20 protein-coding genes and 1 pseudogene are annotated in these 25,745 nt (G+C 40.2%); 6 read left to right on the forward strand and 15 right to left on the reverse strand.

The features are described from left to right. The first annotated feature begins 32 nt into the window (after positions 1-32). Entirely contained in the window at positions 33-2,111 is a 2,079-nt protein-coding gene (gene ppk1, locus F909_RS18945; RefSeq protein WP_005145040.1) for a polyphosphate kinase 1, read from the forward strand. Between the two features lie 50 nt (positions 2,112-2,161). On the opposite strand, the gene F909_RS18940 is transcribed toward ppk1, so the two are convergent. Both F909_RS18940 and F909_RS18935 read right to left on the reverse strand, forming a co-directional pair. Continuing rightward, complete coding sequence (locus tag F909_RS18940) at positions 2,162-3,205, reverse strand: NAD(P)H-dependent flavin oxidoreductase (protein WP_005145043.1); 1,044 nt, start codon at positions 3,203-3,205, stop codon at positions 2,162-2,164. A 119-nt stretch (positions 3,206-3,324) separates the two neighbouring features. Beyond that, positions 3,325-4,026 (reverse strand): VIT1/CCC1 transporter family protein, encoded by a 702-nt coding sequence (locus tag F909_RS18935; protein WP_005145046.1) that lies wholly within the window; start codon positions 4,024-4,026, stop codon positions 3,325-3,327. 230 nt (positions 4,027-4,256) lie between these two features. Here F909_RS18935 and F909_RS18930 point away from each other — a divergent pair, with 230 nt between their 5' ends. Next, positions 4,257-5,471: a tetratricopeptide repeat protein gene (locus tag F909_RS18930; RefSeq protein WP_005145048.1), complete on the forward strand. Its 1,215-nt coding sequence runs from the start codon at positions 4,257-4,259 to the stop codon at positions 5,469-5,471. On the opposite strand, the gene F909_RS18925 is transcribed toward F909_RS18930, so the two are convergent. The 9 genes from F909_RS18925 to F909_RS18885 all read right to left on the reverse strand — a co-directional run bounded on the left by F909_RS18925 (position 5,468) and on the right by F909_RS18885 (position 16,139). After that, the gene (locus F909_RS18925) at positions 5,468-6,367 is read right to left on the reverse strand and encodes an alpha-amylase family protein (protein ID WP_005145050.1); all 900 of its coding nucleotides are present in this window, start codon (positions 6,365-6,367) and stop codon (positions 5,468-5,470) included. The genes F909_RS18930 and F909_RS18925 overlap by 4 nt on opposite strands. Further along, positions 6,345-8,192 (reverse strand): hypothetical protein, encoded by a 1,848-nt coding sequence (locus F909_RS18920; protein WP_005145051.1) that lies wholly within the window; start codon positions 8,190-8,192, stop codon positions 6,345-6,347. The genes F909_RS18925 and F909_RS18920 overlap by 23 nt, the downstream gene beginning before the upstream one ends. Further along, positions 8,193-9,443, reverse strand: a complete 1,251-nt coding sequence (locus F909_RS18915) for a glycosyltransferase family 2 protein (RefSeq protein WP_005145054.1) — start codon at positions 9,441-9,443, stop codon at positions 8,193-8,195. After that, on the reverse strand, positions 9,430-10,335 hold the full coding sequence (locus tag F909_RS18910) for a hypothetical protein (RefSeq protein WP_005145056.1): 906 nt from the start codon (positions 10,333-10,335) through the stop codon (positions 9,430-9,432). The genes F909_RS18915 and F909_RS18910 overlap by 14 nt, the downstream gene beginning before the upstream one ends. Further along, positions 10,335-11,084, reverse strand: a complete 750-nt coding sequence (locus F909_RS18905; RefSeq protein ID WP_005145059.1) for a hypothetical protein — start codon at positions 11,082-11,084, stop codon at positions 10,335-10,337. The genes F909_RS18910 and F909_RS18905 overlap by 1 nt, the downstream gene beginning before the upstream one ends. A 186-nt stretch (positions 11,085-11,270) precedes the next feature. Next, a complete protein-coding gene (locus tag F909_RS18900) occupies positions 11,271-12,710 on the reverse strand; it encodes a cryptochrome/photolyase family protein (RefSeq protein WP_005145062.1) in 1,440 nt (479 codons plus the stop codon). A gap of 119 nt (positions 12,711-12,829) precedes the next feature. Further along, on the reverse strand, positions 12,830-13,312 hold the full coding sequence (locus F909_RS18895; protein ID WP_004801387.1) for an FKBP-type peptidyl-prolyl cis-trans isomerase: 483 nt from the start codon (positions 13,310-13,312) through the stop codon (positions 12,830-12,832). A 125-nt stretch (positions 13,313-13,437) separates the two neighbouring features. Continuing rightward, positions 13,438-14,724 carry an NAD(P)/FAD-dependent oxidoreductase gene (locus F909_RS18890; protein ID WP_005145064.1) on the reverse strand — a complete coding sequence of 429 codons (1,287 nt, stop codon included), beginning with the start codon at positions 14,722-14,724 and terminating at the stop codon, positions 13,438-13,440. A 95-nt stretch (positions 14,725-14,819) separates the two neighbouring features. Continuing rightward, positions 14,820-16,139: a D-alanyl-D-alanine carboxypeptidase PBP6B gene (locus F909_RS18885; protein WP_005145066.1), complete on the reverse strand. Its 1,320-nt coding sequence runs from the start codon at positions 16,137-16,139 to the stop codon at positions 14,820-14,822. A gap of 170 nt (positions 16,140-16,309) precedes the next feature. Between F909_RS18885 and F909_RS18880 the strand changes: the two genes are divergently transcribed. Further along, positions 16,310-18,013 (forward strand): M61 family metallopeptidase, encoded by a 1,704-nt coding sequence (locus F909_RS18880; protein WP_005145067.1) that lies wholly within the window; start codon positions 16,310-16,312, stop codon positions 18,011-18,013. Positions 18,014-18,058: 45 nt separating this feature from the next. Here the strand turns inward: F909_RS18880 and uraH are convergent, their stop codons facing one another. Together uraH and F909_RS18870 are read right to left on the reverse strand one after the other, a co-directional pair. Then, positions 18,059-18,463 carry a hydroxyisourate hydrolase gene (gene uraH, locus F909_RS18875; RefSeq protein WP_005145068.1) on the reverse strand — a complete coding sequence of 135 codons (405 nt, stop codon included), beginning with the start codon at positions 18,461-18,463 and terminating at the stop codon, positions 18,059-18,061. A gap of 110 nt (positions 18,464-18,573) precedes the next feature. Continuing rightward, on the reverse strand, positions 18,574-19,266 hold the full coding sequence (locus F909_RS18870) for an outer membrane protein (protein WP_005145071.1): 693 nt from the start codon (positions 19,264-19,266) through the stop codon (positions 18,574-18,576). 150 nt (positions 19,267-19,416) lie between these two features. Between F909_RS18870 and F909_RS0120065 the strand changes: the two are divergent. The 3 genes and pseudogenes from F909_RS0120065 (at position 19,417) to F909_RS18860 (ending at position 24,020) form a co-directional block, all read left to right on the forward strand. Further along, positions 19,417-20,100: pseudogene (locus F909_RS0120065) on the forward strand (heavy metal response regulator transcription factor). After that, on the forward strand, positions 20,084-21,460 hold the full coding sequence (locus F909_RS18865) for a heavy metal sensor histidine kinase (RefSeq protein ID WP_005145075.1): 1,377 nt from the start codon (positions 20,084-20,086) through the stop codon (positions 21,458-21,460). The pseudogene F909_RS0120065 and the gene F909_RS18865 overlap by 17 nt, the downstream one beginning before the upstream one ends. A gap of 328 nt (positions 21,461-21,788) precedes the next feature. Then, the gene (locus F909_RS18860) at positions 21,789-24,020 is read left to right on the forward strand and encodes an NADP-dependent isocitrate dehydrogenase (RefSeq protein ID WP_005145076.1); all 2,232 of its coding nucleotides are present in this window, start codon (positions 21,789-21,791) and stop codon (positions 24,018-24,020) included. Between the two features lie 76 nt (positions 24,021-24,096). Here the strand turns inward: F909_RS18860 and F909_RS21470 are convergent, their stop codons facing one another. Next, complete coding sequence (locus F909_RS21470) at positions 24,097-24,354, reverse strand: hypothetical protein (protein ID WP_005145077.1); 258 nt, start codon at positions 24,352-24,354, stop codon at positions 24,097-24,099. Between the two features lie 417 nt (positions 24,355-24,771). Then, on the reverse strand, positions 24,772-25,590 hold the full coding sequence (locus tag F909_RS18855) for an rRNA large subunit pseudouridine synthase E (RefSeq protein ID WP_005145081.1): 819 nt from the start codon (positions 25,588-25,590) through the stop codon (positions 24,772-24,774). Positions 25,591-25,745: the final 155 nt, after the last annotated feature.

Consider the following 25,745-nt stretch of genomic DNA (forward strand, 5'->3'; position numbering starts at 1 on the left):
ACTTGATGAATGATAATGCGACAAGGTTCGGTATGAATACTGCAGTGACGACAACAGCGCCCATAGAATATAGTTACAACGATCGTTATATTAATCGTGAACTTTCGATTCTCGATTTCCATCTTCGTGTACTAGAACAGGCTGTCGATCCACTTCACCCCCTTTTAGAACGGATGAATTTCCTTCTGATTTTTTCACGTAACCTAGATGAATTCTTTGAAATTCGTGTTGCAGGGGTGATGGAGCAACTGACCTTAGGCAATGAAAGTCGTACCCCAGATGGATTAACGCCTAAACAAGTTTTAGATCAAATTTCAAAAACCACACACGCTGCGATTGAGCGTCAATACCGTATTCTTAATGAACAAATTTTGCCGAAGTTGCGTGAAGAGGATATTTGCTTCTTACGCCGTGGTGAATTAACCCCTGCACAATCGGCGTGGATTAAAAAATATTTCCAAGAGCAAGTTGCACCTGTACTGACCCCAATTAGCCTTGATCCTGCACATCCATTCCCACGCTTAGTCAACAAAAGCTTAAACTTTATTGTGACTTTAGAAGGGAAGGATGCGTTTGGCCGTCAGATTGATCTTGCGGTTGTACCTGCGCCACGCTCATTGCCACGTGTAGTACGGTTGCCTGATGAGTTAACTGACGGTAAAGAACATCATGTAATGTTGTCTGCAATCATTCATGAACATGTTTCTGATTTATTCCCAGGCATGACCGCAACGGGTTGTTATCAATTCCGTGTCACGCGTAATGCGGATTTAGCCTTGAATGAAGATGTAGAAGATCTAGCTAAAGCGCTCAAAGGTGAATTAAGTTCACGTCGTTTTGGTCGTGCAGTACGTCTGGAAGTGACACATAACTGTCCAAAGCATATTTATGAATACTTACTGGATGAGTTTGATTTAAACGAAGAGCAGCTCTATCGCGTTGATGGACCAGTGAATTTAGCCCGTTTATTGTCTAATTTTAAACGTCCACATTTGCGCTATGACTCCCATACACCAGTCATTCCAAAAGCATTTAAAAAGTCTGAAAGTATTTTTGCTGCGATGCAGAAACAGGATATTTTATTACACCATCCATTTGAATCCTTCGCTCCTGTGATTCAGTTGTTGCGTGAAGCAGCGCGTGATCCGCAAGTGTTGGCAATTAAGCAAACACTTTACCGTAGTGGAGCAGATTCGGAAATCGTACAAGTACTTGCCGAAGCTGCTCGTAATGGTAAAGAGGTGACGGCTGTTATTGAGCTTCGTGCACGTTTTGATGAAGAATCCAATATCGAAGTAGCGAATGTATTGCAAGAAGCAGGTGCTGTGGTGGTATATGGCATCGTGGGTTATAAGACCCATGCCAAAATGATTCTGGTGGTTCGCCGTGAAAACAATAAACTGGTGCGTTATGTGCATTTGGGCACAGGAAACTACCATGCAACCAATGCGCGTATTTATACCGATTATGGTTTGATGACCACAGATAAAGACCTCTGTGAAGACGTGCATCGTATTTTCCAAGAATTAACGGGCATGGGGAAAATGGCCAAGCCGAAAAAGCTGCTCCATGCGCCATTCACGTTGCATGCACAACTCATTAACTATATTGATGATGAAATTGCCAATGCCAAAGAAGGTAAACCTGCGCAAATTATCATTAAGGTAAATGCACTAACTGAAGTGCAGTTAATCAATAAATTGTATGAAGCATCACAAGCAGGTGTGCAGGTGGATCTGATTATTCGTTCGATTTGCTGTTTACGTCCAGGTTTGCCACACCTATCTGAAAATATCCGTGTGCGCTCGATTGTTGGGCGTTTCTTGGAACATACACGGGTTTATTATTTCAGTAATAATGGTAATCCACGTATTTATGGTTCAAGTGCGGACTGGATGGATCGTAATCTATTCAACCGTGTTGAAGCCTGTTTCCCGATTGAAGACCCGGCTTTGAAAAAGCGTATCTATCAGCAAGGTTTGTTAAATTATCTCAAAGATAATCAACAAGCGTGGTTGTTACAGGGAGATGGTGTTTGGGATCGTGTACGACCTGTAGCAGGTGAGGCTCCTCATAATGCTCAACATACTTTGCTTGAGGCAATTAAATAAGATCAATAAAAAAACCGACCAGCATAGGTCGGTTTTTTTATACAAAATATTCAGTAGCTTTTGATTTCTAGCACCAGTTGGTTCACGAGATCTGCTGCTTCCAGCTCTCTGATTTGCCCGACATTGCTGCCTGCCCAAAAGGCACCATAACTAAAATCATGCTGTGCGCTTGCAACAGACATGAGTTGTTTAGCCAAATCATAGGTATAAGGGTAAGCTGGGACCTTGGGACGATTCGGTGAGTCAATCTGTGTATGCCATGTCCCAAGCAAACCACGAGCTGGTCGGCCAGACAGGCTAGCACTAATTTGAGTAATGTTTTGGCTAAATAATGCTTTACGGTATGCTGCATTTGCACTTGAACTTTTACATTGTACAAACGCTGTACCCAGTTGTACTGCGGCAGCTCCTAACTTGAGTACGGCTTTAGCTTGATCGCCATTCATGATACCGCCAGCTGCAATCACGGGCAGTGTGCAATGTTGGGTGATGAGTTGAACGAGATCAAAGGTTTGAATTGCAGCATCAAAGTGTTGATTGAAAATCCCACGATGTCCGCCGGCTTCAATTCCTTGAGCAATAATGATGTCTATACCTGACGCTTCAATCGCTTGGGCTTCAAGCAGATTCGTCGCAGATACCATGGTGATAATACCTGCATCTTTTAGCGCTTGAATTTGATGTGGATGTGGAATGCCAAAATGAAAACTGACCGCTTTGGGCGCTGTTTCAAGAACCACTTTCAGAAAGTCATCATTATCCAAAAAACTTGGATAAATGCAGTTCAGTTGAGTCGGTACTTCTGCACCAAATTTCTCAAATTGGGGGCGAATATAATCAATCCAGTGCTGTGCTATTTCGGGGTCAAGTTGTTCAGATTGATGGCAAAAAAAGTTAACTTGAAATGGTTTGTCGGTGAGTTCTTGAGTCTTTATGATTTGGGCTTTAGCTGCTTCTGGCGTATTTGCGCCAAGACCTAAGGAGCCCAATGCACCTTGATTAGAAACTTCTGCGGCAAGTTCTGGCGTCGAAACGCCTGCCATCGGTGCAAGTAAAATCGGATGTTTTATTTCTAATAATTCTAAAATTGACATGATGCTTTACTCATTCCATTTTTAACCACCTTAACGTAAAAACAAAAAGGCTGGCAAATAATAATCGCTATTTACTTATTGAATATAGAGGTTATTTTTATATTAAAAAATTCAGCTTTCTATATAGGTGTGACATTAAAGAGTGAGCCGACCCAACTCGAAAATGCCATCGCAAGCACGCCCCATAAAGTAATACGTAAACTGCCTTTGAGCATGGAGGTACGCGCAAAGTAACTGGATAATGCACCCAGCAAGGCCAGTGAAATTATCCCAGTAATCAGTACTGAACGTGCTACCCAAGTACCTGGACTCAGTAAAATGGCCAACATCGGCAGGGCTGCTCCACAAGAGAAAGAGGCTGCTGAGGATAAAGCGGCTTGAACTGGATTCGCAGCGGTATTTTCATGGATCCCAATCTCATCTCGTGCATGTGCACCGAGTGCATCGTGTTCAGTCAATTGTTTGGCAACTTCATGTGCCAGTTCAGGGTTTAAGCCACGTGAAATATAAATTTGTGTCAGCTCTTTTAGTTCTGCATGTGGATTTTTTTCCAGTTCTCTGGCCTCAAATCGAAGATCAGATTTTTCAATGTCTTCTTGAGATTTGACTGAAATATATTCGCCAGCCGCCATGGATGTGGCGCCGGAAATAAGTCCTGCAATACAGGTAATCAATAGAGTATGAGAGCTTGCACCGCTTGCAGCCATTCCCATAATCAGACTGGTGACAGAAATAATGCCATCATTGGCACCCAAAACAGCCGCACGTAGCCAGCCTGAACGTTGTATGACATGCGGTTCTGCATGTTGGGAATAGGACATAATGTACTCTTTAAGATCGGTTGGATTTAATTATTTATAACGTAGTAAATCATGTGTTATTTGTAAAATTTTATTGATGATTCATAAACTTAATCTATTATAAAATAACTTATTTTAACGATAGCATAACGATGATTTGGTTATAATATGTGAATAATTTAACACTTTAACTTTGGGTTACATTGGCGTTTTATGACCCATATTGTTGATATTTCTAGTTGAGATCTGCGATGAACAATTCGAACAATAAGCTGCTGAGTCATACACTATTAATCTTGGGTCTTTTCTTACCTATACAACATGCATTCAGTGCTGAAGCTGATTTTGTCAAAGAAGGGGATGCAGCATATAAACCAGGGAACCCAATTTATGATCGTTGGGATAAATTTTATAAAATTGAACAAAGCCGACCCGAAGAGGCCGAGAAAATTTTGATTGAGTTAGGTCAACTCACACCTAAAGATATTAAGGTCTGGAAAAGTCTGACTTATTTGCAGATACGGTTAAATAAACAAAATGATGCGCTTCAAAGCGTACGTAAGGCTGAACAGCTTGCTCCACAAGATGATCAATTGAAATTACAAGAAGCTTATTTGCTGAATCAGCAGAAACGGGATAAAGAAGCCTTAGTTATTTTTAAAGGATTATCGACATCAACAGATGCTGACATTGCAGCAAAAGCGCAACAAGCCGTGCAAAACTTAAGTGGTTCAGCTGTTCCATCCACCTTTAAGGATGTTTATTTTGCGCCGTCTTATGAGTCACGTTATGACGATTTCATTTTTCCATTGAAGATGCGTTATGGGAAAAATTTGGATAACGGACGGGCGCAAGTCTATGGTTTTGTAAATTTAAACCGTGATACTAAATCTAAAGGTGGTGTTCGCCCTGAAATTATTGATGAAAATGCAGTCACTGTTGGCATCGGCGCAAACTATCAGCCTTGGCAATCCATTCCTGTTCGCGCTTATTTAGAAGTCGGGGGAAGCTATGATTTGATCGATCGTAATCGTGATAAATTCCGTGAAAGTGTGGTGGGTGGGGTTACAGGTTATCAAGAGTGGTATGCCAATCCTGCTGTAGAACAACGTACGGTATGGAATGATTACTTTACTGATTTGTATGGCAATATCGCGAGTTACTCGCGTGAAGATTATAATGTGATTGCTGATTTGAGATTGCGTTCGGGTTTCAATGTTTATCGTGGTGAGGCAGGAACAGTACAAGCCTATGGCAAACTGCATACCTTAGCGGATTCAGAAGGTGAGAATTACAATAATTTATTTGAATATGGCGCTGGCGTTGCTTGGCAGCCATTTAATTATATTCCAGTGAAATTGCGAGTTGAGCGTCTATATGGGCATTATTTCAAAGATGCTTTAGCCGATGGAACTGAAAACTATAACAACACTCGTACTGAACTTGTTTTTTATAAGAGCTTTTAACGAGCTTTAATGGTATGTGCTCCATATCTCAGCTTGTACCACAATGCAACAGTATAAACAGTCATACGGTTCATGTAGTGAGGACCATCAAAAATATACACTTTTTGCCCTTCATAGGCTTTAAGCTGTTCTATGACTTCCCATGGGTAGGCGGAGCGGAATTTACCGCCTTTCACTGGGCGGAATGCTTCTAATACAATGATAATATTATCTTTGCCAAATTCTTTTTGAAGATCTTCAAGCACAATACGGGCTTGCTGTGGGGAGCGCGTTCCTACACCTACACCATCTTGAAAGAATACGCCTGTATGGTTGGGTAACCAGCTTTTTAACCAAGAGTCTAAATGTTCTGGTGCTTGTTCTCCACTATAGATACTGATCCAAAGAGGTTTTGGTAAAATACGGATGGCTTTGGCAAGATCATTCACACAGATCCAGGTTGGGTCTGCCTCGACAGGGAAATAATAACCTTTGAGTGGAATGAATTGAGTATTCTCGATGATTTTTTTAGAATTATCAGCAAGTTGTAATACATTGGAACGTGCGGTTTTTTCATCATATTCTCCTGCTAAGCCTAGAAGAATATGTTGGGCCCATGGTTTTTGCTGAATCTGCTTAAGGTTGATGTTTTTATCCCATTTTTGTAATCCGATCTCATGGTCAAACCAAGACTTGGATTGCACCACAGACCATTGTGGAACAAAAGTAGAAACACCGAGTAGATTCCAATTCCCAGAAGGTGGAGTGGTAGCTAAATCAGGTTGCCAAAATATGCCTTCAATCTGTGGAGGTTGTAGATCTGCTTTAAGCTGATGAGTACAACCTCCTAACAAGAATAAGGCTGAGAGGCTTAGCGTGGTTAACGTTGTTGATTTAGTCAGCCTTATTTTTAGCATTAGGTCGTTTACGCCAGTACCAGAGCAAAATTGCAAGAATCATGATAGCAGAGATTGTGACGACCAAGATAAAGAATGACGATTGCTTAACAAGAGGTGCTTTTTGGTTCCCCACCATAATTTTTTGTAAGATAAAGACTTGTCCGCTTTCTGTAACCAAAATCTTACTGGCATTATTGGGGATATTCTGTTGAATTTTCTCCCAAAGTTTTGTGAAGTTTTGCGCACCTTGCATTGAATCAGTAATGATATCAAAACGTTGATTATGGAAGCTGACCAAGAAACCATTGGTAGCAGCAGGTGCATAAAGTGTATTTTGATGCATTAGAACTTGCTGGCGATAAATATTAGGATTGACCTGTACGTTCAAAAGTTCAGGTTTATTTGGATCTAATTTCACCAGATTTAACGGAATTGGATCATTGGTCATCAGCATTTTCTTGGCCACTTGACTCATGGTCATTGCGATTTCCAAGCTACCTGCATTTCCATCAATAGCAATGGTCGGGTGCGTTGCAAAAGTCATTGATAAGGATGCAACACCATTTTTTAGTTTGTGTGGCAATTTCACTGTCGATTTTTGTGTATCAATCCAAAGGGAACCTTTTGCGGTTGGTAAGCACTGCGAGTTTACAATTACTGAATTTTCAAGTTTCAGGCTGAAGGTCGTATTGTTCGAAATGGTCTTGGCGAAGTAGTTAAACTGACGGTTAACAGGATCTGAATCTAGGTTGGCTGTTTTTAAGCTGCCTGCCAAGCCGCCATCAATCCACGTAGTAATGTTGGAACCTTCTAATAAACCACTTTGTACGCGAAGTGCGATTTGCCCCTGTAAAATATCAGTTGGCTGCCAAACTGCTGGGAAATTCAAGAATAGATTTTTCTCAGCTTGATTTAAACGGAAATCACTAATGCCTAAGTCCGCAAGGGTATGGATTTGCTTAATCTTAGCCCAATTCGGCGCTTCGAGTTTATTTGGAAGAAAGGTCGCAGAAGTATTTAATTGTTGTAAATAATTTGGATTGAGCAATCCGTTGATCGCAGAGACTAGTTTTTCAGGCTGATCATATTGAATTTGTAAGGTAGGAATATCATTTGCCGTACTGATTTGGACGAGAGTCCCTTTCGGTAAAGGGGTAGCTGATTTTGTAATTTCAATATAGAAGTTTGGTGTTTGCTCTGTCGGAGCATTTTGTTCATACCATTGGATAGGGGTGACTGAACTCCATGCACTAATCAGACGCCCTAACATGCTTGCTTCATTTACGTTTGCAGGATTGTATTTTAATACACCGACAAAAGGAGTTGGACGGACAACCTGAGGATTAAATAAAGCATCAGGCAAATCTTTTAAACGATAAATTGGTCTGTGTCGAATATAGTCAATTTTAGAATTACTTAAATAGGTAACTTGATCGACATCTTCGCTACAGAAAGTTGTTTTGTCGACGGCAGGTGAAGTATTGGGTGAGTACTGCTGCAAAATAAAGTCTAGACGATGAAAGCCACTTTGGGTTGCCGGAATATCAAAGCTTAACGAGCCACTTCCGTTTAAAGTAGTATTATAAATCAGCTTGTCATCAAATTTTACCAATAATGTTGTGAAATGTTCGGTGGAATAATCACTGGTAAAACGGATATTTTGCCATTCAGAACCTTTACCTACATAAATGAAGTGTGGCTCAATTGTATATTTATTGGACGTGTTGATGTTGTCGAACGTCCAAGTATTCAAGGTATCTGCCACAGAAAAAACGGGCAAGGAAAGAGCGATGCTTGCAACTACTGCTTTTAGAAAATGATGATGTAATGGGTTATTTTTCATTTATTTTTTCTCCTTGCTACGCTCAGTTTTATACCACTGTAATGAATTGCCTTGGATCTTATTTTTGAGCATGTCATATGCAGCTTTAAACACGATAAATAAGAACACTTGTGAATACGTTACGTAAGATAAGACAGCGAAGAAATATAGTTGAGGTTTGGCTCTTTCTAAAGATAAGGTGAACCACATTTGTGCGACATATAAACAGAAGGATAGGCCCCAAAGTAGAGTAAATGGACCAGGAACTGTAATCCCTGCAATACCCAATAAGCCTAAAGTTAAAGTGATGTGACTCCAGATCAGTGCGGGTACAAACAGCACATAACACATGATATTGTTAAAAATTTCGATTCCGATCGGGAATGGTTTTCGCAGTGCAATTGGTAAATATTTACTGGTCACATAGAAATTTCCTTGTGTCCAGCGAGAGCGTTGTTTTACAAATACACTTAAAGAAGGTGGATCTTGTTGCCAGCCGACAGCATAAGGTACCCACTTAATCCGTCTTTGGCCCAAGAAAATGCGAAAGCTCATCTCGGTATCATCAACCAAAGACTTTTCATCAAAACCACCCAATGTTTCTAAAGCATCACGCCAGATCACATAATTGGTGCCCATTAAGGTTGAGAGTTCGAAACGTTGCCAGCGACCACCTTGGAAAATCCATTGAAAGAAAATAAATTCAATCGCAATAAAACGGGTCAAAATACTGTCACGCCAGTTACGGGTACGAACTTTACCATTTACAGCCACTAATTTTTTATCAGCCAGTAAGGTTTGGGCTAATAGACGTACACAGTCAGGTTCAGGTGTACTATCTGCGTCATAGACCACGATTAGCTCACCTTTAGCATGCGGTAAACCGTTGTTGAGTGTACGTGACTTACCTTTTCCTCCCATACCTTTCGGTACATTAACAATTTTAATGCAGGGATAAATGGCAGCCATGCGCTCTGCAATTTCTAAGGTATTATCTTTAGAGCCATCATTAATCAGTAAAACTTCATAAGCATGTGCAGGATAGTCCTGTTGTGCAATCGCATGCAAAGTATCTTCAATCACTACACCTTCGTTATAGGCTGGAATCAAGACACTTAATACGGGCCATTGTTCAGGAACTGGCATGTTTTCCAGTTCCTTTGCTGCATTTTTAGAATATTTCCATGCCTGATAACTCAACCATGCCCAAAAGGCTTGTGGAATCCAGATCCCAAGAAAACCAAATAAGAAAAGAATATCAATTGCGGGCATTTATTCTTCTCCTACGAATGATAGATATAATCAAAATAAGGAGTAATCCACCGCCAAGTAATAATGAGATCCAGGAAATAGAACTTCCGAACGTACTGAGTAAACTTGGATAATGTGCTGAATAGATATAGTCGAGTGGAATGACCACTGTACTCAGTCCGATTAGAATATAGCCGAATAAACTGGTTTCAACACCGTCTGTGGTACTGGTAAATTGAGTACGATTCAAATCCCATGAGATACCGAGTTTAGGATATTCAATGGTATTTAAGGGCATACCCAATGGCGGGTTAATCACAACTTGATAACCTGAACTTTGTGATGGGTCGGTAATTGCTTGATAGAAATAATGTTGATGATGTTGAATTTTGCGGGCAGGGATACGTAGTTCAGTTGGGCTGTCTGATCGGATAATGTAGCTGCCAGCAGGCTGAGCAATCAGGTTTTCATCCCAGCCTGTTTCAATCAATGCCGCTAAAGGACGTAAGCCAATCGCGGTGGAAAAAGTTGCTTTAGCAGCAAAATACTTTGCATGAGCCATTTGATAGAAGGCGACAGGAATGGCACCTTCATTGACGGCTTTTTTAATTTTATAATATTTAATTGCACTAAAATATTCGTTCGGCAAAATTACACCAGGTTTGATGCCTTGCTCAATCAATTGCTTAAAACTTTCAGAATCTAGTTGGTCTGAAGTGAATACAGGCCACCATGTTGCAGGTTGTGGAAATAGTTGTGCAACGGTTTGAGGAGCTTCGGTCTGCGTAGTTAATTCTGTTTTTGCAGTTTCAATTTTGCAGTGATAATACTGCTGGTAGAATTGCTGCAACGTCGTATCAGGAATGTTACTTGTTGCGACCAGAACACCACAGATATTGAGTAATACGGACATTAGTGCACCTCTCGACTGGAAGGTGTTAAGTATTCAGTATGTTGCTCAATATGCAGTTTGAGTACAGTGAGTTCTTGAAGATCTTGAATGAAGTGTGGATAGATCTGCTGTTCATCAATGCTAGGTTCGTGAATGACAATACTTTTAATTTCACTGAGTTCTTCATTAATAAAATGGTAAATCACACTATTTCTCTCATTTGAAAGAATCGCCATAATTTTATTTTGGGTTTCTTTCCAGATATCTTCGCCCAACATTTCACGAATCAGTACAGTGTTGTTGATATGGGTCGTAATGATTTTATAGTGATCTTTATGCGTGAGTTGTAACAACTTTTTTAATTCAGCTTGGAAATGTTTTAAGGCGGTCAGCGGTAAGATATCGTGTTGATAATTACGATCATAACTTTGGATTGCACGAAAGCTTTTTAAGGCATTTCGAATATTATGACGTATCGCACTTAAAAAGATCGGGGTAATCGGTAGCACGAACAATAATAGCAGTTGACGTTCCACATAGGTTTGATTGGCCAAATCGAGAAAGAAGTAGACGGCAACGCCAACAAAGGTAATCAAGCCGAGGACTAATGCCATTCCGACATTCAAAAAAGCACCAGAAATTAACAGAATGAGCAGAAACACCCAACTACCGCGATAACTGGCTGGAAGCCACTCATATGCGACGATACCCATAAAAATTTGAGCGGAAATAATCCACAAGACGAGTGCTGGAGCTGGATTTTTTTGCATAATAATTTTAGTTTTAATAAATGTCTTTTGTGATCAAGGTAGCATTATTTTACGATTATTACGACAGCTTTTCTGTTGTTTGCTTTGTAAAATAATTTTATAAACAGTAACATACAGTATAGTCTGTATTTCAAAAGAATAAAAAGTATCCTATTTTAGAGGTTTATTTCATTTCTGTAAGCTCTGTTAATGAGATTTGAAAGCGTCGATTGCACGCAGACGACTGGCCTTTAAATCCACCATCGGCTCAGGATAATCCAGTGTTAGCGGCTGATTTCTAGCATAAGGCTCATGAATCATTTTGTTATTGAGATGGGCCAGCTCTGGAACCCATTTACGGATATATTCACCTTCAGGATCAAACTTTTGTGATTGAGTCGTTGGATTAAACACACGGAAATAAGGAACAGCATCCGTCCCTGTAGATGCACACCATTGCCATCCACCATTATTGGCAGCCAAGTCACCATCAATTAGGTGCTGCATAAACCATTGCTCACCTTTACGCCAGTCGATGAGTAGGTTCTTGCTTAAGAACATGGCACAGATCATACGTACCCGATTATGCATCCAACCAGTGGCTAACATTTGCCGCATACCAGCATCAATAATGGGGATACCTGTTTGTCCTTGCTGCCATTTTTCTAATGCAATTGGATCTTCACGCCAGCAGATCTTTTGGGTGTGAGATTGGAAGGGATGATGCTTGGAGACTTTGGGGAAATCAAACAAGATGTGTTGATAAAACTCACGCCACAGAAGTTCATCCAGCCATGTTTGTTGACCTTCGGACTGAATCTCAAAATGTCCCTGTTGTTGCCTAAATAGTGCTTGCAGGCATTGACGAATGGAAATAATGCCAATATTTAAATAGGCTGAAAGTTGGCTAGTGCCTGATATCGCAGGTAAATCTCGTGCTGTTTTGTAGCCAGTTAAGCGTTCATCAATAAATTGATCTAAGAGCATGAGAGCATGTGTTTCTCCGACTTGCCATTCGGTAAAGTTGGAATATTGGATTTTTTTTATATAGTCACGCTGTAATTCTTGAATATCATCTTGTTGAAAGGCTGATATATCAAGCGACAGAGGTTGCTGTTCCTTTGGGGGAGGATAACATTGTGGTAAACCGTGCTGTAAACGTTGATAGCAGGTTTTCTTAAATGCACCAAAAACCTGATAGGGAGAGTTAGATTGATTGCGAATAGAGGCAACTGGAAATAAAGTTCGATCATGCAAAAGGATCAATTCTTTATTATGTTGATTTATTTGCTGCTGTACGGTCTGATCTCGTTTGAGTTCATTGATGCCAAGTTCGATATTGGCATATATATTTTCAATGTTAAACTTTTGGATCAAAAGTGAAAAAAAGTCAGGAACATCTTTCCACAATGGAATTGTTTGAATCAAAAGGGGAATATTCAGGTCTGCAAGGTGCTGTTTTAGTTGTTGTAATTGACGTAGATAAAACTCGATTTTAATCGCTGCATCGTCGTGTTGCTGCCACTGTGCAGGAGACAAAATTACCAGTGCAACTGTCGGGCCTGCTTGAGTCGCATGCCAAAGCGCTGCATGATCATGGATTCTTAAATCTTGGCGAAACCAAATCAGTTGATAGGTCTGAGACATAGTTGTAGATTGTAATCGAAAGTTAGACAACGTTAAGCGATTTTTCGATTTTGGAAAAGTACTTAGCAATAAAAAAGCAAAGCCGAAGCTTTGCTTTTTCCATCTAATTCAAAAGTGAATTAGTGGTGGTGACCACCTGCACCATGAACGTGACCGTGATCTAATTCTTCTTGAGAAGCATCGCGGATTTCAACGATTTCTACTTCAAAAGTAAGATCTTGGCCAGCAAGTGGGAAGTTCGCATCAACGATGATGTTGTCACCTTCAATCGCTTTAACAGTTACGATTTGAACGCCATCATCAGTTTGAGCTTGGAATTGCATACCAGGTTGGATGTTGTCCACACCTTGGAACATTTGAGCTGGAACTTCTTGAACGAGGTCTGGGTTGTATTCGCCATAACCTTCAGCAGCTGGAACGTTTACAGTGAATTTTTCGCCTACAGTTTTACCTGTAAGTGCATTTTCTAAACCAGGAATGATGTTGCCTGCGCCGTGCAAATATGCAAGTGGTTCACCTTGAGATTGATCAAGTGTTTCACCCTCAGCGTTTGTTAAAGTGTAGTGGAATGAAACCACGTGGTTAAGTGCAATAGCAGTCATGTTTTGAATCCATGTCATCAATAGTTTTAGCTGTATATCATAAAGTGAAAAATAGATTTTGTTGACTATTTTCCACTTTTTGAAACGATTTAGTTAAATATTGAGACGAAATATCAAATTTCAACTCAATACAGTTTAATTTTTGGACGGACACGACGTGTTAGGAAATCTTTCATGGTCAGCATACCGGCTTGGGTATAACCATGAATATTGGCTTGATGCAATCGGTATAACGATACATACATGGTTTTTGCAATAAAGCCTTGTACGCTAACATCGCCCAACAATTCTCCCACAGCTTGATTGTGGCTTAATGACACCAGTGACCCTTTCTCACTAAAGCTGAACATCGGTTGAGGAGAACCCGATAAACGTGCAGCCATTGCATCCACCAGAAATGTGGCTTGCTGACTAGCGACTTGTGCACGTGGACCTAGAGGCGGCTGACGTGCATCTAATTGACAGTTGGCACAATCACCAAAGGCAAATACATTTGGGTCAGAGTAGGTTTGTAGTGTTGCATACACCATTAAACGATTAATCTTGTCACGTTTAAAATCAGTGAAAGATTCTAGGACTTTCGGTGCTTTTACACCTGCCGCCCAAACCGTAATATCTGAGTGCAGCACATTGCCATTACTAAAATAGACATTAGATTCATCAACTTTTTGTACTTTATGTTGAGTCAGAATCTCAATACCCATTTTCTGGAGTTGTTTAGCACTATGTGCAGCTGTTTTTTCTGTCAGCGCAGGGAGGATGCGATCAGAGGCTTCAATGAGAGTGATTTTGACCTGCTTCGGATCAATTTTCTTTAAACCATAACGATAAAAGTTTTTCGTGGTTTCAATCAGTTCTGCCGCCAGCTCAACGCCTGTTGCACCTGCACCAACAATACCAATATTTAAAGCCCGTTCGGTTGGCTGGTTTTGTGCCTCGATATAAAGATGGAACAAATCTTGTTGGAAGATGTCGGCCTGTTTGCGGCTATCGAGGAAATGGCAATGTTCGCGCACACCTTCTGTGCCAAAGTCGTTTGATACTGAACCAACAGCCAGCACAAGTGTGTCGTAGCTGAGATTTTGGGTCAGTGGGGTATGTTCTTTAGAAAGCTGTGGAGGAGAAAGTATAATTTGTTTTTGATCTTTATTGACATCGATCAAGGTGCCAAGCACGAATTCAAAATGATGTTTTTCTGCGTGAGCAAAATAATTGGTTTGTTCTTCGTGAGGATTGAGTGAGCCTGCAGCGATTTCATGCAGGAGAGGCTTCCATATGTGCGTGAGGTTTTGATCGACTAGGGTGATTCGGGCTTTCTTTCGTCTACCAAAACGTTCACCTAGTTGCGTCGCAAGTTCCAAACCACCTGCGCCACCACCCACAATCACGATATGATGTAAGGTTTTGCTCATGATTAACCTAATTATTTTTGTGAAAGGATGGCAGGATTATGCCATCCTTTTTTCGATCATGTATGGTTAATCTTGATAAAAAAAGTAGGTTTTTTTTATCCTTGATTTAAAGGGTAAAGTTTTGGGTTTTTTGTGTCATTGGTGGAAAAGAATGAAAATAAGTTAGAAAACCAAATCATAATTTTCTGGAAAATATTGGCTTCTTCAATGTGCACATCGTTTTCGATCTGCAAGCTACGAATCAATTGATTGTTTTGATAGATTGACACTGTTGCCAAGTTCATCACTTGGGTTAAAGGGGCAGTCAAATGCTGTTCATTGAGCTCAATATTGATACGTGTATTGGTGGTTTGCAGCGGCTCAACCGTGCTGACTTGTTGGTTTGCATCAATCAGATGAATACGTTGAGTCAGTAAGTCAAAAGTATTCAAATCAATCGGTGCAGTTTGACCATATAAGGAAGTGGTTACAATGGTTGGCTGCTGTGTTTCAACTTTAAACATTTTCAATGTCGATTTAACCACAGGAAGTTCTGCAATCAATCGTTGCTTAGGAATCACTTCTTCGTCGCGGGTATAGGTATAAGCCAAGTTCATTAACTTATGCGCCACTTCAGCACGTTTTACCGCGCTTGGTGTACCTAACACCACCACAATTAAACGGCGTTTTTCAACATGCGGGTTAAACGTCGGACGCTCTGCTGTTAACGCAAGATTATAACCTGCTGCTTTGGTATAACCCGTTTTTAGACCATCCGCTGTTGGGTCCATTTTTAATGCAAGGTTAGTGGCGTGATGGAAGCGTTGGTTATAGCTAAAACTTGGCATTTTTGAATAATACAAATATTCAGGTGTTTCTTTCACGATTGCTTTGGCAAGTAAGCTGAGATCTGCTGCGGTTGAGTAGTGATCTGTCATGGTGATACCAGCAGGGTTGCTGAAATGTGTATCTTTCATGCCAAGTGCTTGTGCTTCTTGGTTCATACGTGCAACGAACTGCGGCACACTGCCTGAGATTTTTTCAGCAAGGGTCACTGCTGCATCATTGGCAGACATGACGATCAGACCTGCTAACAGTTGATCAACAGAAATCTGCTCACCTGCTTTTAGGTACATTTGTGACTCATCCCACATCACTGTGCTGACCACAGGTGTTGCGGTCAATACGTCTGCTTTATGCAATTTACCCGCTTCAATTTCTTTTAAAGCGATGTAAGCCACCATCATTTTGGTTAAAGAGGCTGGCGCGCGTTGAACATGACTGTTGTGCTCTGCAATGATTTGTCCTGATTGGGCATCAATCACCGACCATGCTTGAGCTTCAACTGTTTCGGGTGCAATGTTGAGTAAATTTGCATGTGCAAGGTTTGCACAAACGAGACTAAACAACGTAAAGAGGGAGAGGAGAAATTTCACGTGAATACCTTGTATTGCCGATCCGATGGCCTAGAATGCGAGACAAGAATGCTATGACTTTTTTGTTGAAGAATCCAGCAACTTTTGCCGACAATTACGACATCTACGCATGACTTTGTAAAAAAATGCTAAGCTGTGTGAAATTGTTCCTATTTTCATGATTAAAAATTATGTTGCACTATCAAATTGAGTTCGACGATTATCGCCAGCACCTGATTCATGTCACACTTCGTTTTCTTGCAAATCCCAATCAAGAACTTTGGTTGCCTACTTGGATTCCTGGTAGTTATTTGATTCGAGAGTTCTCAAAGCATATCGAGTCGGTGAAAGCATCTGATGAAGCAGGGCGATTACTGACCATTAAAAAAACAGAAAAAAATCGTTGGCGTTTATTCAATACCGATCATGAACTGATTACGGTTGAATATGATGTGTATGCCTATGATTTGTCTGTACGCGGTGCCTATGTCGATCAGACACGTTTATATGTTAATCCTGCCTGTGTGTGTTTAGGGCTGATAGATCAAGAACAAGCTGCATGTGAACTTGAATTATTCCTACCTGATGAATTAAAACATTTCCAAATAGCTACAGGTTTGCCATCAAAAAGCTTAGTGAAGGGGCGTTTCACCTTAAAAGCAGAAAACTATGACCAACTGATTGATAGTCCATTTGAATTGGCAGATCAAAGTCGTTTTAGTTTTGAAGCCAGCGGTATTGCGCATGAGTTTGTGATTTCTGGCAAGCACACCACCAATTTAGCTCGTTTAGAGGCAGATATTAAAAAGATTTGCCAAACTGAAATCGACATGTTTGGTTCAGCGCCATTTCAGAACTATACCTTTATGACCATGGCAACTGGCAATAGTTATGGTGGTTTAGAGCACTGTAATAGCACCAGTTTAATTACACCGCGTGATGATTTACCGCAAGCCAATGAAGCAGAAGAGCCGTCTAAAGACTATCAGCGTTTCTTGGGCCTATGCAGCCATGAATATTTTCACTCATGGTTAGTGAAATTTATTCGTCCTGAAAATTTCGCCAATTATGATTTGCATAAAGAAGCCTACACCAGCTTACTGTGGATTTTTGAAGGCTTTACGTCTTATTACGATGATTTGATTCTATTGCGTAGTGGCGTGATTTCACAGAAGTCTTATTTGGATCTCCTGAAAGCGCAAATTGATCGTTATCTGCAAAATCCAGGACGTTTGATTCAATCCGTTTCTGAGTCTAGTTTTGATGCATGGATTAAGTTCTATCGTCAGGATGAAAACTCAAATAATGCGGGAACCAGTTACTATAACAAAGGCAGTTTGGTGGCACTGTGTCTAGACTTGGGCTTGCGCTTACGTGGTTCTAATTTAGATGCCTTGATGCGTCGTTTGTATGAAAATACCCAAAATGGTATTCAGGTCAACGATCGGACTATTTTTGAATTATGTCATGAACTGACAGGTGATAACTGGATTGAGCAAATCAATCATTTGATCAACACCACAGATGAGTTACCGCTGGATCAATTATTCCCTGAGTTCGGTTTAAGTTTTAGCAGCAAAGATGACAAGGCGTTACCATTCGGTTTAAAAGTGGTTGATAAAGCTGAAGGTGTGGTGGTGCAACAGCTTCGTCGTGACAGTGCTGCCGCTCAAGCAGGTTTATCGGCCAATGATGTGATTGTCGCGATTGATGGCATCAAAGCATCAGAAAAACTTTTAGTGAAGTATGCAAAGCAACAAGGCAAGTTTACGGTTTATGCATTCCGTCGCGATGAGTTCTTACAATTTGAACTGCAAGCAGGTGAGAACTCGCTTACAACAGTTGAACTCAAAGTTGAAGATCAAAAGAAACTCGATAGTTGGTTGAAGAAATAGTCAGAGATACGATAAAAAAGACGCTCTATATGAGCGTCTTTTTTATTAGCTACCTCGGTAGGTGGAATAACCATAGCGGCTGAGAAGTAGTGGAATATGGTAATGGGGGACGGTACCATCAACGGTGAAAATAACTGGAACCTCAGGGAAAAAACTCGGTTGCTTCTGAGCTTTAAACCAGTCGCCTGTTTTAAAGGTGACTTTATAAATACCTGCGGCGAGTTCTTGTTGTACTGGGTAAAGCGCAGTAATCCTGCCATTTTGATCTGTTTTGGCTTGATTGATTTCCACCCATTTATCTTTTTGCTGTGCTTCCAGAGTAACCATAACATCGGCAGCAGGTAAACCATTTTCCAAATTAAGCACATGAACGCTGAGTGGATTTGGAGAGGCTGCAAAAATTGTGCTGGTTGCGAATAGTGCTGTTGCAGCACATAAAAATTTAGACATTGTATGACTCCAAAGAAATTTTTCTAAAATCGTAGAGTGGCTTTCTCTATTAGATTTTTGATGCCACATCTAATGGCTAAGTTTATCGATCAATGTTTTTTAATTCTTTTTTAGAATGAATATCTTGCACCTAAATAAAACTCACTTGAGTATAGGTGTGCTTTCATTTGTTCATCTTGTAAACCACGTGCATTGGCAAAGTTGTTTAACCCGCTATCAGCCTTACCTAAGTCAACATAGCGATAACCCATATCAAGATTTAAGTTTTTAATGGCTTTGTAAGTTGCACCTGCACCTAAGCTATAGACCAATTGTGTTTCAGTATTGGAAAGGTATTGGCGAGATGCATTACCTTGCCAGCCTGAAGATTTAGTGCGGGCAATACCTAAGCCGACATTGCCATACACCGCTACGTTGTTGATGACTTCAAAATCCCGATAAGCATTCAACATTAAACGTTGTGTATCGACTTTGTGATGGTTGAGGCTGGTTGGAAAGTTGGTTGAACCACTGGTAAATTCAGCGTTATTTTTAAAGGTATACTCACCTTCAGTACGCCAGCCATTGCCAAAATCATAGCCAAAACCTAATGAAGCGTTGGTTTGATCTTTTTTATCTTGACCTGTGACAAATTGGCCAATACCAGGGCGTAAGCTGGTTTCCATATTGTCGGCTTTGAGTTGAGCAGCAGCAACTTTTGCAGAGAGATAATAACCTGCATTATTTGTGTCCTGAGCATAGCTCAGTGATACAGCAGTCAGTAAAACAGAAGAAACAGCAAAACGGCTCAGTAGCTTGTCCATATTCAATTTTCCAAAATCAATAGCGGAATGTTGGGCGATAAAAATCTTTATTTGCTTAAGACATGGTAGGAAGAAAAAAATCTTGGCGTGATGACAATTGGATTACCGATTTGTAATCTTGACGATGAATAAATCAGGTTAAGATATGGGATGCATATTTTAATTGTCGAAGATGAATCTAAAATCGCGCAGTTCTTAGCGAAAGGATTAAATGAATCTGGTTATACCTGTGCCATTGCAAAAGATGGCATAGAGGCTTTGTCACGTTTGCAGCGGGAAGCCTTTGATTTGTTGATTTTGGATGTGATGTTGCCACAATTGGACGGTTGGCAAGTTTTGCAAACGCTACGTACTTTTTCGAAAATGCCGGTTTTAGTACTGACTGCAAAAGATCATGTTTTGGATCGGGTAAAGGGTTTGGAACTTGGCGCAGATGATTATTTAATTAAACCTTTTTCTTATGTCGAATTATTGGCAAGGATTAAAAGTCTGTGACGCCGTGTACCGAATGTAGAACAAGAAACTTATCAAATCTCGAATTTAACCTTAAACCGACTCAGTCGGGAAGTACATCGCGCCGATACCAAGATTGATCTGACTGCCAAAGAGTTTGTGTTGTTACAATTATTGATTCAACACCGTGGTGAAGTGCTAACAAGAACGCAAATTGCTTCAATGGTTTGGAATATCAATTTTGATACGGATACTAATGTGGTGGATGTTGCGATACGCCGATTAAGGGCAAAGATTGATGATCATTTCGTTCCCAAGTTAATTTATACAGTCAGGGGGATGGGTTATAAGGTTGATTTAAAAGATGGCAATGATGCATAGACTGTCATTGGCTTCCCGCCTAAGTTTTGCTTTTAGCCTCATTTCCTGCGTGGTTTTTAGCAGTATCGGTGGTTTGTCTTATCAGAATTTTCGCGAAATGGTTTATAGCCAGCAAGATAAAGCCTTGGCTGCTCGGATTAAACGAATGGAAGTTTTTCTGACCGATGCACATACTATTCAGATTTTAGGGAAATACCCAAAGCTTTATGAAAATATGGTGGGACATGAAGACAGTATTTTTATTGTCAAAGAGTCAACACAAGATCTCATCACGATTAATCCATTACAAATCAAAATTCCTGAGCTAAATTATTCAAATAAAATTCAATATCGTAATAATACTATTGAGCATCCGACCACACGCTTCGCATTCCAATCCATTTCATATGATCATAAGCAATATCAATTGATTGCAGGGCAACAATGGAATGGAGCGAATCAAATACTGAGCCAATATTTTTGGAAAGTCTTGTTTTATAGTGGTCTGGGTATTTTGTTGTCTAGTCTTCTAGGATTTATGGTGGGGCATTATTTATTCCGTTCCATGCGCACTTTGATTGCAGAGACCAGTAAAATCAATGTGCAAAAGCTGAATCATCGTATTGAAATTGAATCCAGCAATATTGAGGTTCAGCAGTTGAGCCATGCAATGAATGAAATGCTCGATAAAATTCAACAGGATTATCAAAAACTGGCACAGTTTTCAGAAGATATCGCACATGAATTGAGAATACCACTCAATAATTTAATGGGACAAACGCAGATTTTACTGTCACAACCGCGTAAGACAGAAGAACTCGAAAATTTACTCTATTCGCATTTGGAAGAGTATGAGCGGCTCACCAAAATGATTGAAAGCATGCTGTTTATTGCACGTTCTGAACATGCTGAGCAGGGGCTTGAGAAAAAGCCAGTCAATGTCAAACAGCTGATGAAAAATATTATCGACTATTTTGATTGTTTGGTTGAAGAGCATCAGATGACGCTCAAACTTGATGTGGTTGATGATCTGAATATCATGGCGAATGAAGCATTAATCCAACGTGCGATTGCGAATTTAATCAGTAATGCCATTTTGCATGGTCAAACAGGTGGCGTGATTAGAGTAGATGCTGGTCAACGTGATTTAAATTGTGTCATGACGTTTGTGACTGAAGGTGTTTTTATAGATGAAAAGCATTTGCCTTATTTATTTGACCGGTTTTATCAGGTCGATGAAAGTCGACATCAAAAAGCGCAAACAGGTGGTCTGGGTTTAGCTATTGTGAGCTCAATTATGCAGTTACATGCAGGTGTCGCTGAGGTTGAAAATCGAACTGACGGTGTGGCGTTTAGTTTGATCTTACCACTAAAGAATTAACGTAATTTTCATCAAGCTCTGTCAAAATAGGACTAGATATTTAGCAATTTGTGTATTTGTTTGCTAAATGATCAATTCAGTGCATTCATTTAAAGTTGACAGTGGTTTGTATTTGAAAAGACATAACTTGGCCTCATATATACATACCAGATTGCTACTATTATATCATTTTGTAGTATTTTTTATCGAAATGTCGTTATCACAGGATATTGCGTTGACTAGCATGTGATGAACGCTGATACTCTCAAGTTTGTTCAAGCAAATCGGTTCTAGGAGCTGGGCCACAAGCGCAGTTTTCCATAACTCAATCCAACACAAGGGGCTATATATGGCTGGTGGAAAGTCAAAAATCATTTATACACTGACTGATGAGGCGCCGTTATTAGCGACTTATTCATTGCTACCGATCATTGAGACCTTTACAAAACCTGCTGGCATTGAGATTGTTAAAAGTGACATCTCAGTTGCAGTGCGTGTACTCGCAGAATTTTCAGATTACCTGAAAGATGAACAAAAGGTAACTAATAACCTTGCCGAGTTAGGTCGTCTTACTCAAGACCCAGATACCAATATCATTAAACTGCCAAACATCAGTGCGTCTGTTGCTCAGTTAGTTTCATGTATTAAAGAGCTTCAATCGAAGGGCTATGCACTTCCTGATTACCCAGAAAACCCAACCACTGAAGAAGAAAAAGAGATCAAGGCGCGTTATGGTAAATGCCTTGGTTCAGCAGTAAACCCAGTATTGCGTGAAGGTAACTCTGATCGTCGCGCACCAGCTGCGGTAAAAAATTATGCTAAAAAACACCCGCATTCAATGAGCGAGTGGAAGCAGTGGTCACAGACTCACGTTTCTCACATGGATGAAGGTGACTTCTACCATGGCGAAAAATCAATGACTTTAGACCGTGCACGTAATGTGAAAATGGAACTCATCACCAAGTCTGGTGAAACCATCGTACTTAAGCCAAAAGTTGCGCTTCAAGATGGTGAAATCATTGACTCAATGTTTATGAGCAAAAAAGCACTATGTGACTTCTACGAGAAAGAACTCGAAGACTGTCGTGAAGCAGGCATTTTGTTCTCATTGCACGTGAAAGCAACCATGATGAAAGTATCACACCCGATCGTATTCGGTCACTGTGTGAAAATTTACTACAAAGACGCTTTTGAAAAGCACGGTAAATTGTTTGACGAATTAGGCATCAACGTCAATAACGGTATGGCGGGTCTTTACGAGAAGATCGCAACCTTACCAACTTCACTTCGTGAAGAAATCATCGAAGATTTACATGCTTGCCAGGAACACCGTCCTGCACTTGCAATGGTGGATTCTGCTAAAGGCATCACTAACTTCCATTCACCAAATGACGTGATTGTAGATGCTTCTATGCCTGCAATGATCCGTGGTGGCGGTAAAATGTGGGGTGCTGACGGCAAACCTTACGATTGTAAAGCAGTCATGCCTGAATCTACATTCGCACGTATTTACCAAGAAATGATCAATTTCTGTAAGTGGAATGGTAACTTCGACCCACGTACTATGGGTACTGTGCCAAACGTTGGTTTAATGGCGCAAAAAGCGGAAGAATACGGTTCACACGACAAAACTTTTGAAATTTCTGAAGCAGGTGTTGCCAACATTACTGATCTCGACACAGGTGAAGTGTTGATGTCACAAAATGTAGAAGAAGGTGATATCTGGCGTATGTGTCAGGTGAAAGACGCACCAATCCGTGATTGGGTAAAACTTGCAGTAACACGTGCACGTAACTCAGGTATGCCTGCAATCTTCTGGCTTGACCCGTACCGCCCACACGAAAATGAATTAATCAAAAAAGTTGAAAAATATCTTGAAGATCACGATACAGTTGGTCTTGATATCCAAATCATGTCACAAGTGCGTGCAATGCGTTATACGCTTGAGCGTGTAGCGCGTGGTCTTGATACGATTTCTGTAACAGGTAACATCTTACGTGACTATTTAACAGACCTGTTCCCAATTATGGAATTGGGTACTTCTGCGAAAATGTTGTCGATCGTGCCGTTAATGGCAGGTGGCGGCATGTACGAAACAGGTGCGGGTGGTTCAGCACCGAAACATGTACAGCAATTAGTTGAAGAAAATCACTTGCGTTGGGATTCACTCGGTGAGTTCCTTGCGTTAGCTGTATCTTTAGAAGAGCTTGGTATTAAAGAAAGTAATGACCGTGCGAAATTGCTTGCCAAGACACTTGATCAAGCGACAGGAAAATTGTTGGATAATGACAAATCTCCATCACGTCGTACAGGGGAGCTTGATAACCGCGGTAGTCACTTCTATTTAGCATTGTACTGGGCTGAAGCATTGGCTGCTCAAGACGAAGATGCTGAGTTAAAAGCGAAGTTTGCTCCGCTTGCAAAAGCACTCGCTGAAAATGAACAGAAGATCGTTGCTGAGCTTGCTCAAGTTCAAGGTCAAGCTGCGGACATTGGCGGTTACTATGCAATCGATCCAGCGAAAGTAAATGCGGTCATGCGTCCAAGTGAAACGTTTAATACAACACTTGCGTCACTTTAAGTTTTATGTTTAAAACATGACTGATGATTAAATTGGTCATGTAAAAAAGCCGATGTGAAAACATCGGCTTTTTTTATTATAAAAATATGTATTTTCTACAAACATTCATTACAACAGAGTTCGCATATTTAAACTCCGCATGAAAATCATGTCGACCATCTCTAAACTCTAGAAATTCTACGGCTGACCAAGGGTAGAACATTTCTAGATAGTTTAAATATTCTTGTATAAGTTCCCAATTTTTTTCATCAATTTGCCCTTCAAGTAAAATTTGTAGTTGCTGTGCTTTTGAGCATAACGGAACTACTATTTCAATCAGTTTTGTATAGGCCACTTTATATTCTGACTCTCTTGTTTCTATTGAAAATGTATAAGTTAGAACATAGCTTTTAGATGTAAATTGCCCATGTAAATCCCATATATCATTGATTTATTAATTTTGAAATTAAAGATAAGTTGTGTTGTGTTTTCCAGTTAAGAATTAAAACTGCAGCTGTTATTGCTGCAAAGACTGTGGCTGCGCTACCTAATAATGAGGTAATAGGAGCGATGTTATTTTGATTTTCTATTTTTATTAATAAGTTTCCAAACCATAGGTATAGTAGATTTATTAATAAAAAAATTGAAATAAGTAGAAATGGTAAGTAATTAGAAATAAGTAGTCTAAGTATTTGATATCGTATTTTTCTAAGCATTTTATAACCTTAATAATATTAAAGCCCACTTTCGTGGGCTTTAATATTATTAAATCTTAACGACCATTACGACCACGTCCGCGTGGTGCTTTGGTATTTGGACGCGTTGTTCCATTGGTCTTACGACGCGGTTTATCTGCATCATCAGTTTGCCAGATACGGGTTGTACCACCACCAGCTTTTTTCTTGCCTTTAAATGGTTTTTCACCTCGTTCTTCACGTGCTTTATCTTTGGCACGAGAGAAATGCGGTTTATTATTCGATTTTTTCGCGAAAGAGCGACCTTCATAAGGCTTATCGGCAGGAACATCTTTAAAATCAGGATAAAGTAAAGGTTCGATTTCGAGTTGTTCACCTGGTTGTAAGCCCAGTTTGACCAGATCAATGCTACCAATTTGAGTACGAATCAGACGTAAAGTCGGGAATCCCACAGCAGCAGTCATACGACGCACTTGGCGGTTACGACCTTCGCAGATTTGTAGTTCAATCCACGTCGTTGGAATATTGGCACGATAACGTACAGGTGGGTTACGTTCCCATAGCCATTCAGGTTGATCGACTTTACGTGCTTTGGCAGGTAAGGTCATACCATCTGCAAGTTCAACACCCTTTTGCAGTTTTTCGATTGCTTCTTCTGTGACATCACCATCAACTTGAGCAAGATACGTTTTATATTTCTTATTATCAGGATGGGTGATGAACTGGTTTAAACCACCATGATCAGTAAGAAACATTAAACCTTCAGAGTCTAAATCTAAACGTCCTGCGATACGAAGTTCAGGATCTTTAATAAAACTTGAAACTGTTAAATGTTTTTCATCTTCGCGAAACTGTGACAAAACGTCAAAAGGTTTGTTAAATACGACTACTTTCATATGGATATACTACTTTGGCTATGGGCGGCATCATAACAATAAAGGTTTCTATTTAATGGAGAAATGTTGTTATTTCCCGTATAAATCTCAAAAAAACCTGTTTTGAACTAAACTGTTTCATGCAATAAAAAACGAAAGTATGCCATAGAAGGCAT

Origin of the sequence: Acinetobacter sp. ANC 3929 (assembly GCF_000369405.1) — a bacterium.
Classification (GTDB): domain Bacteria; phylum Pseudomonadota; class Gammaproteobacteria; order Pseudomonadales; family Moraxellaceae; genus Acinetobacter.

Excerpts from the sequence above, each read along its gene's own strand:
- ppk1 (WP_005145040.1), top strand. The coding sequence starts at position 33 with ATGAATACTGCAGTGACGACAACAGCGCCCATAGAATATAGTTACAAC.
- F909_RS18940 (WP_005145043.1), bottom strand. The coding sequence starts at position 3,205 with ATGTCAATTTTAGAATTATTAGAAATAAAACATCCGATTTTACTTGCA.
- F909_RS18935 (WP_005145046.1), bottom strand. The coding sequence starts at position 4,026 with ATGTCCTATTCCCAACATGCAGAACCGCATGTCATACAACGTTCAGGC.
- F909_RS18930 (WP_005145048.1), top strand. The coding sequence starts at position 4,257 with ATGAACAATTCGAACAATAAGCTGCTGAGTCATACACTATTAATCTTG.
- F909_RS18925 (WP_005145050.1), bottom strand. The coding sequence starts at position 6,367 with ATGCTAAAAATAAGGCTGACTAAATCAACAACGTTAACCACGCTAAGC.
- F909_RS18920 (WP_005145051.1), bottom strand. The coding sequence starts at position 8,192 with ATGAAAAATAACCCATTACATCATCATTTTCTAAAAGCAGTAGTTGCA.
- F909_RS18915 (WP_005145054.1), bottom strand. The coding sequence starts at position 9,443 with ATGCCCGCAATTGATATTCTTTTCTTATTTGGTTTTCTTGGGATCTGG.
- F909_RS18910 (WP_005145056.1), bottom strand. The coding sequence starts at position 10,335 with ATGTCCGTATTACTCAATATCTGTGGTGTTCTGGTCGCAACAAGTAAC.
- F909_RS18905 (WP_005145059.1), bottom strand. The coding sequence starts at position 11,084 with ATGCAAAAAAATCCAGCTCCAGCACTCGTCTTGTGGATTATTTCCGCT.
- F909_RS18900 (WP_005145062.1), bottom strand. The coding sequence starts at position 12,710 with ATGTCTCAGACCTATCAACTGATTTGGTTTCGCCAAGATTTAAGAATC.
- F909_RS18895 (WP_004801387.1), bottom strand. The coding sequence starts at position 13,312 with ATGACTGCTATTGCACTTAACCACGTGGTTTCATTCCACTACACTTTA.
- F909_RS18890 (WP_005145064.1), bottom strand. The coding sequence starts at position 14,724 with ATGAGCAAAACCTTACATCATATCGTGATTGTGGGTGGTGGCGCAGGT.
- F909_RS18880 (WP_005145067.1), top strand. The coding sequence starts at position 16,310 with ATGTTGCACTATCAAATTGAGTTCGACGATTATCGCCAGCACCTGATT.
- uraH (WP_005145068.1), bottom strand. The coding sequence starts at position 18,463 with ATGTCTAAATTTTTATGTGCTGCAACAGCACTATTCGCAACCAGCACA.
- F909_RS18870 (WP_005145071.1), bottom strand. The coding sequence starts at position 19,266 with ATGGACAAGCTACTGAGCCGTTTTGCTGTTTCTTCTGTTTTACTGACT.
- F909_RS18865 (WP_005145075.1), top strand. The coding sequence starts at position 20,084 with ATGGCAATGATGCATAGACTGTCATTGGCTTCCCGCCTAAGTTTTGCT.
- F909_RS18860 (WP_005145076.1), top strand. The coding sequence starts at position 21,789 with ATGGCTGGTGGAAAGTCAAAAATCATTTATACACTGACTGATGAGGCG.
- F909_RS18855 (WP_005145081.1), bottom strand. The coding sequence starts at position 25,590 with ATGAAAGTAGTCGTATTTAACAAACCTTTTGACGTTTTGTCACAGTTT.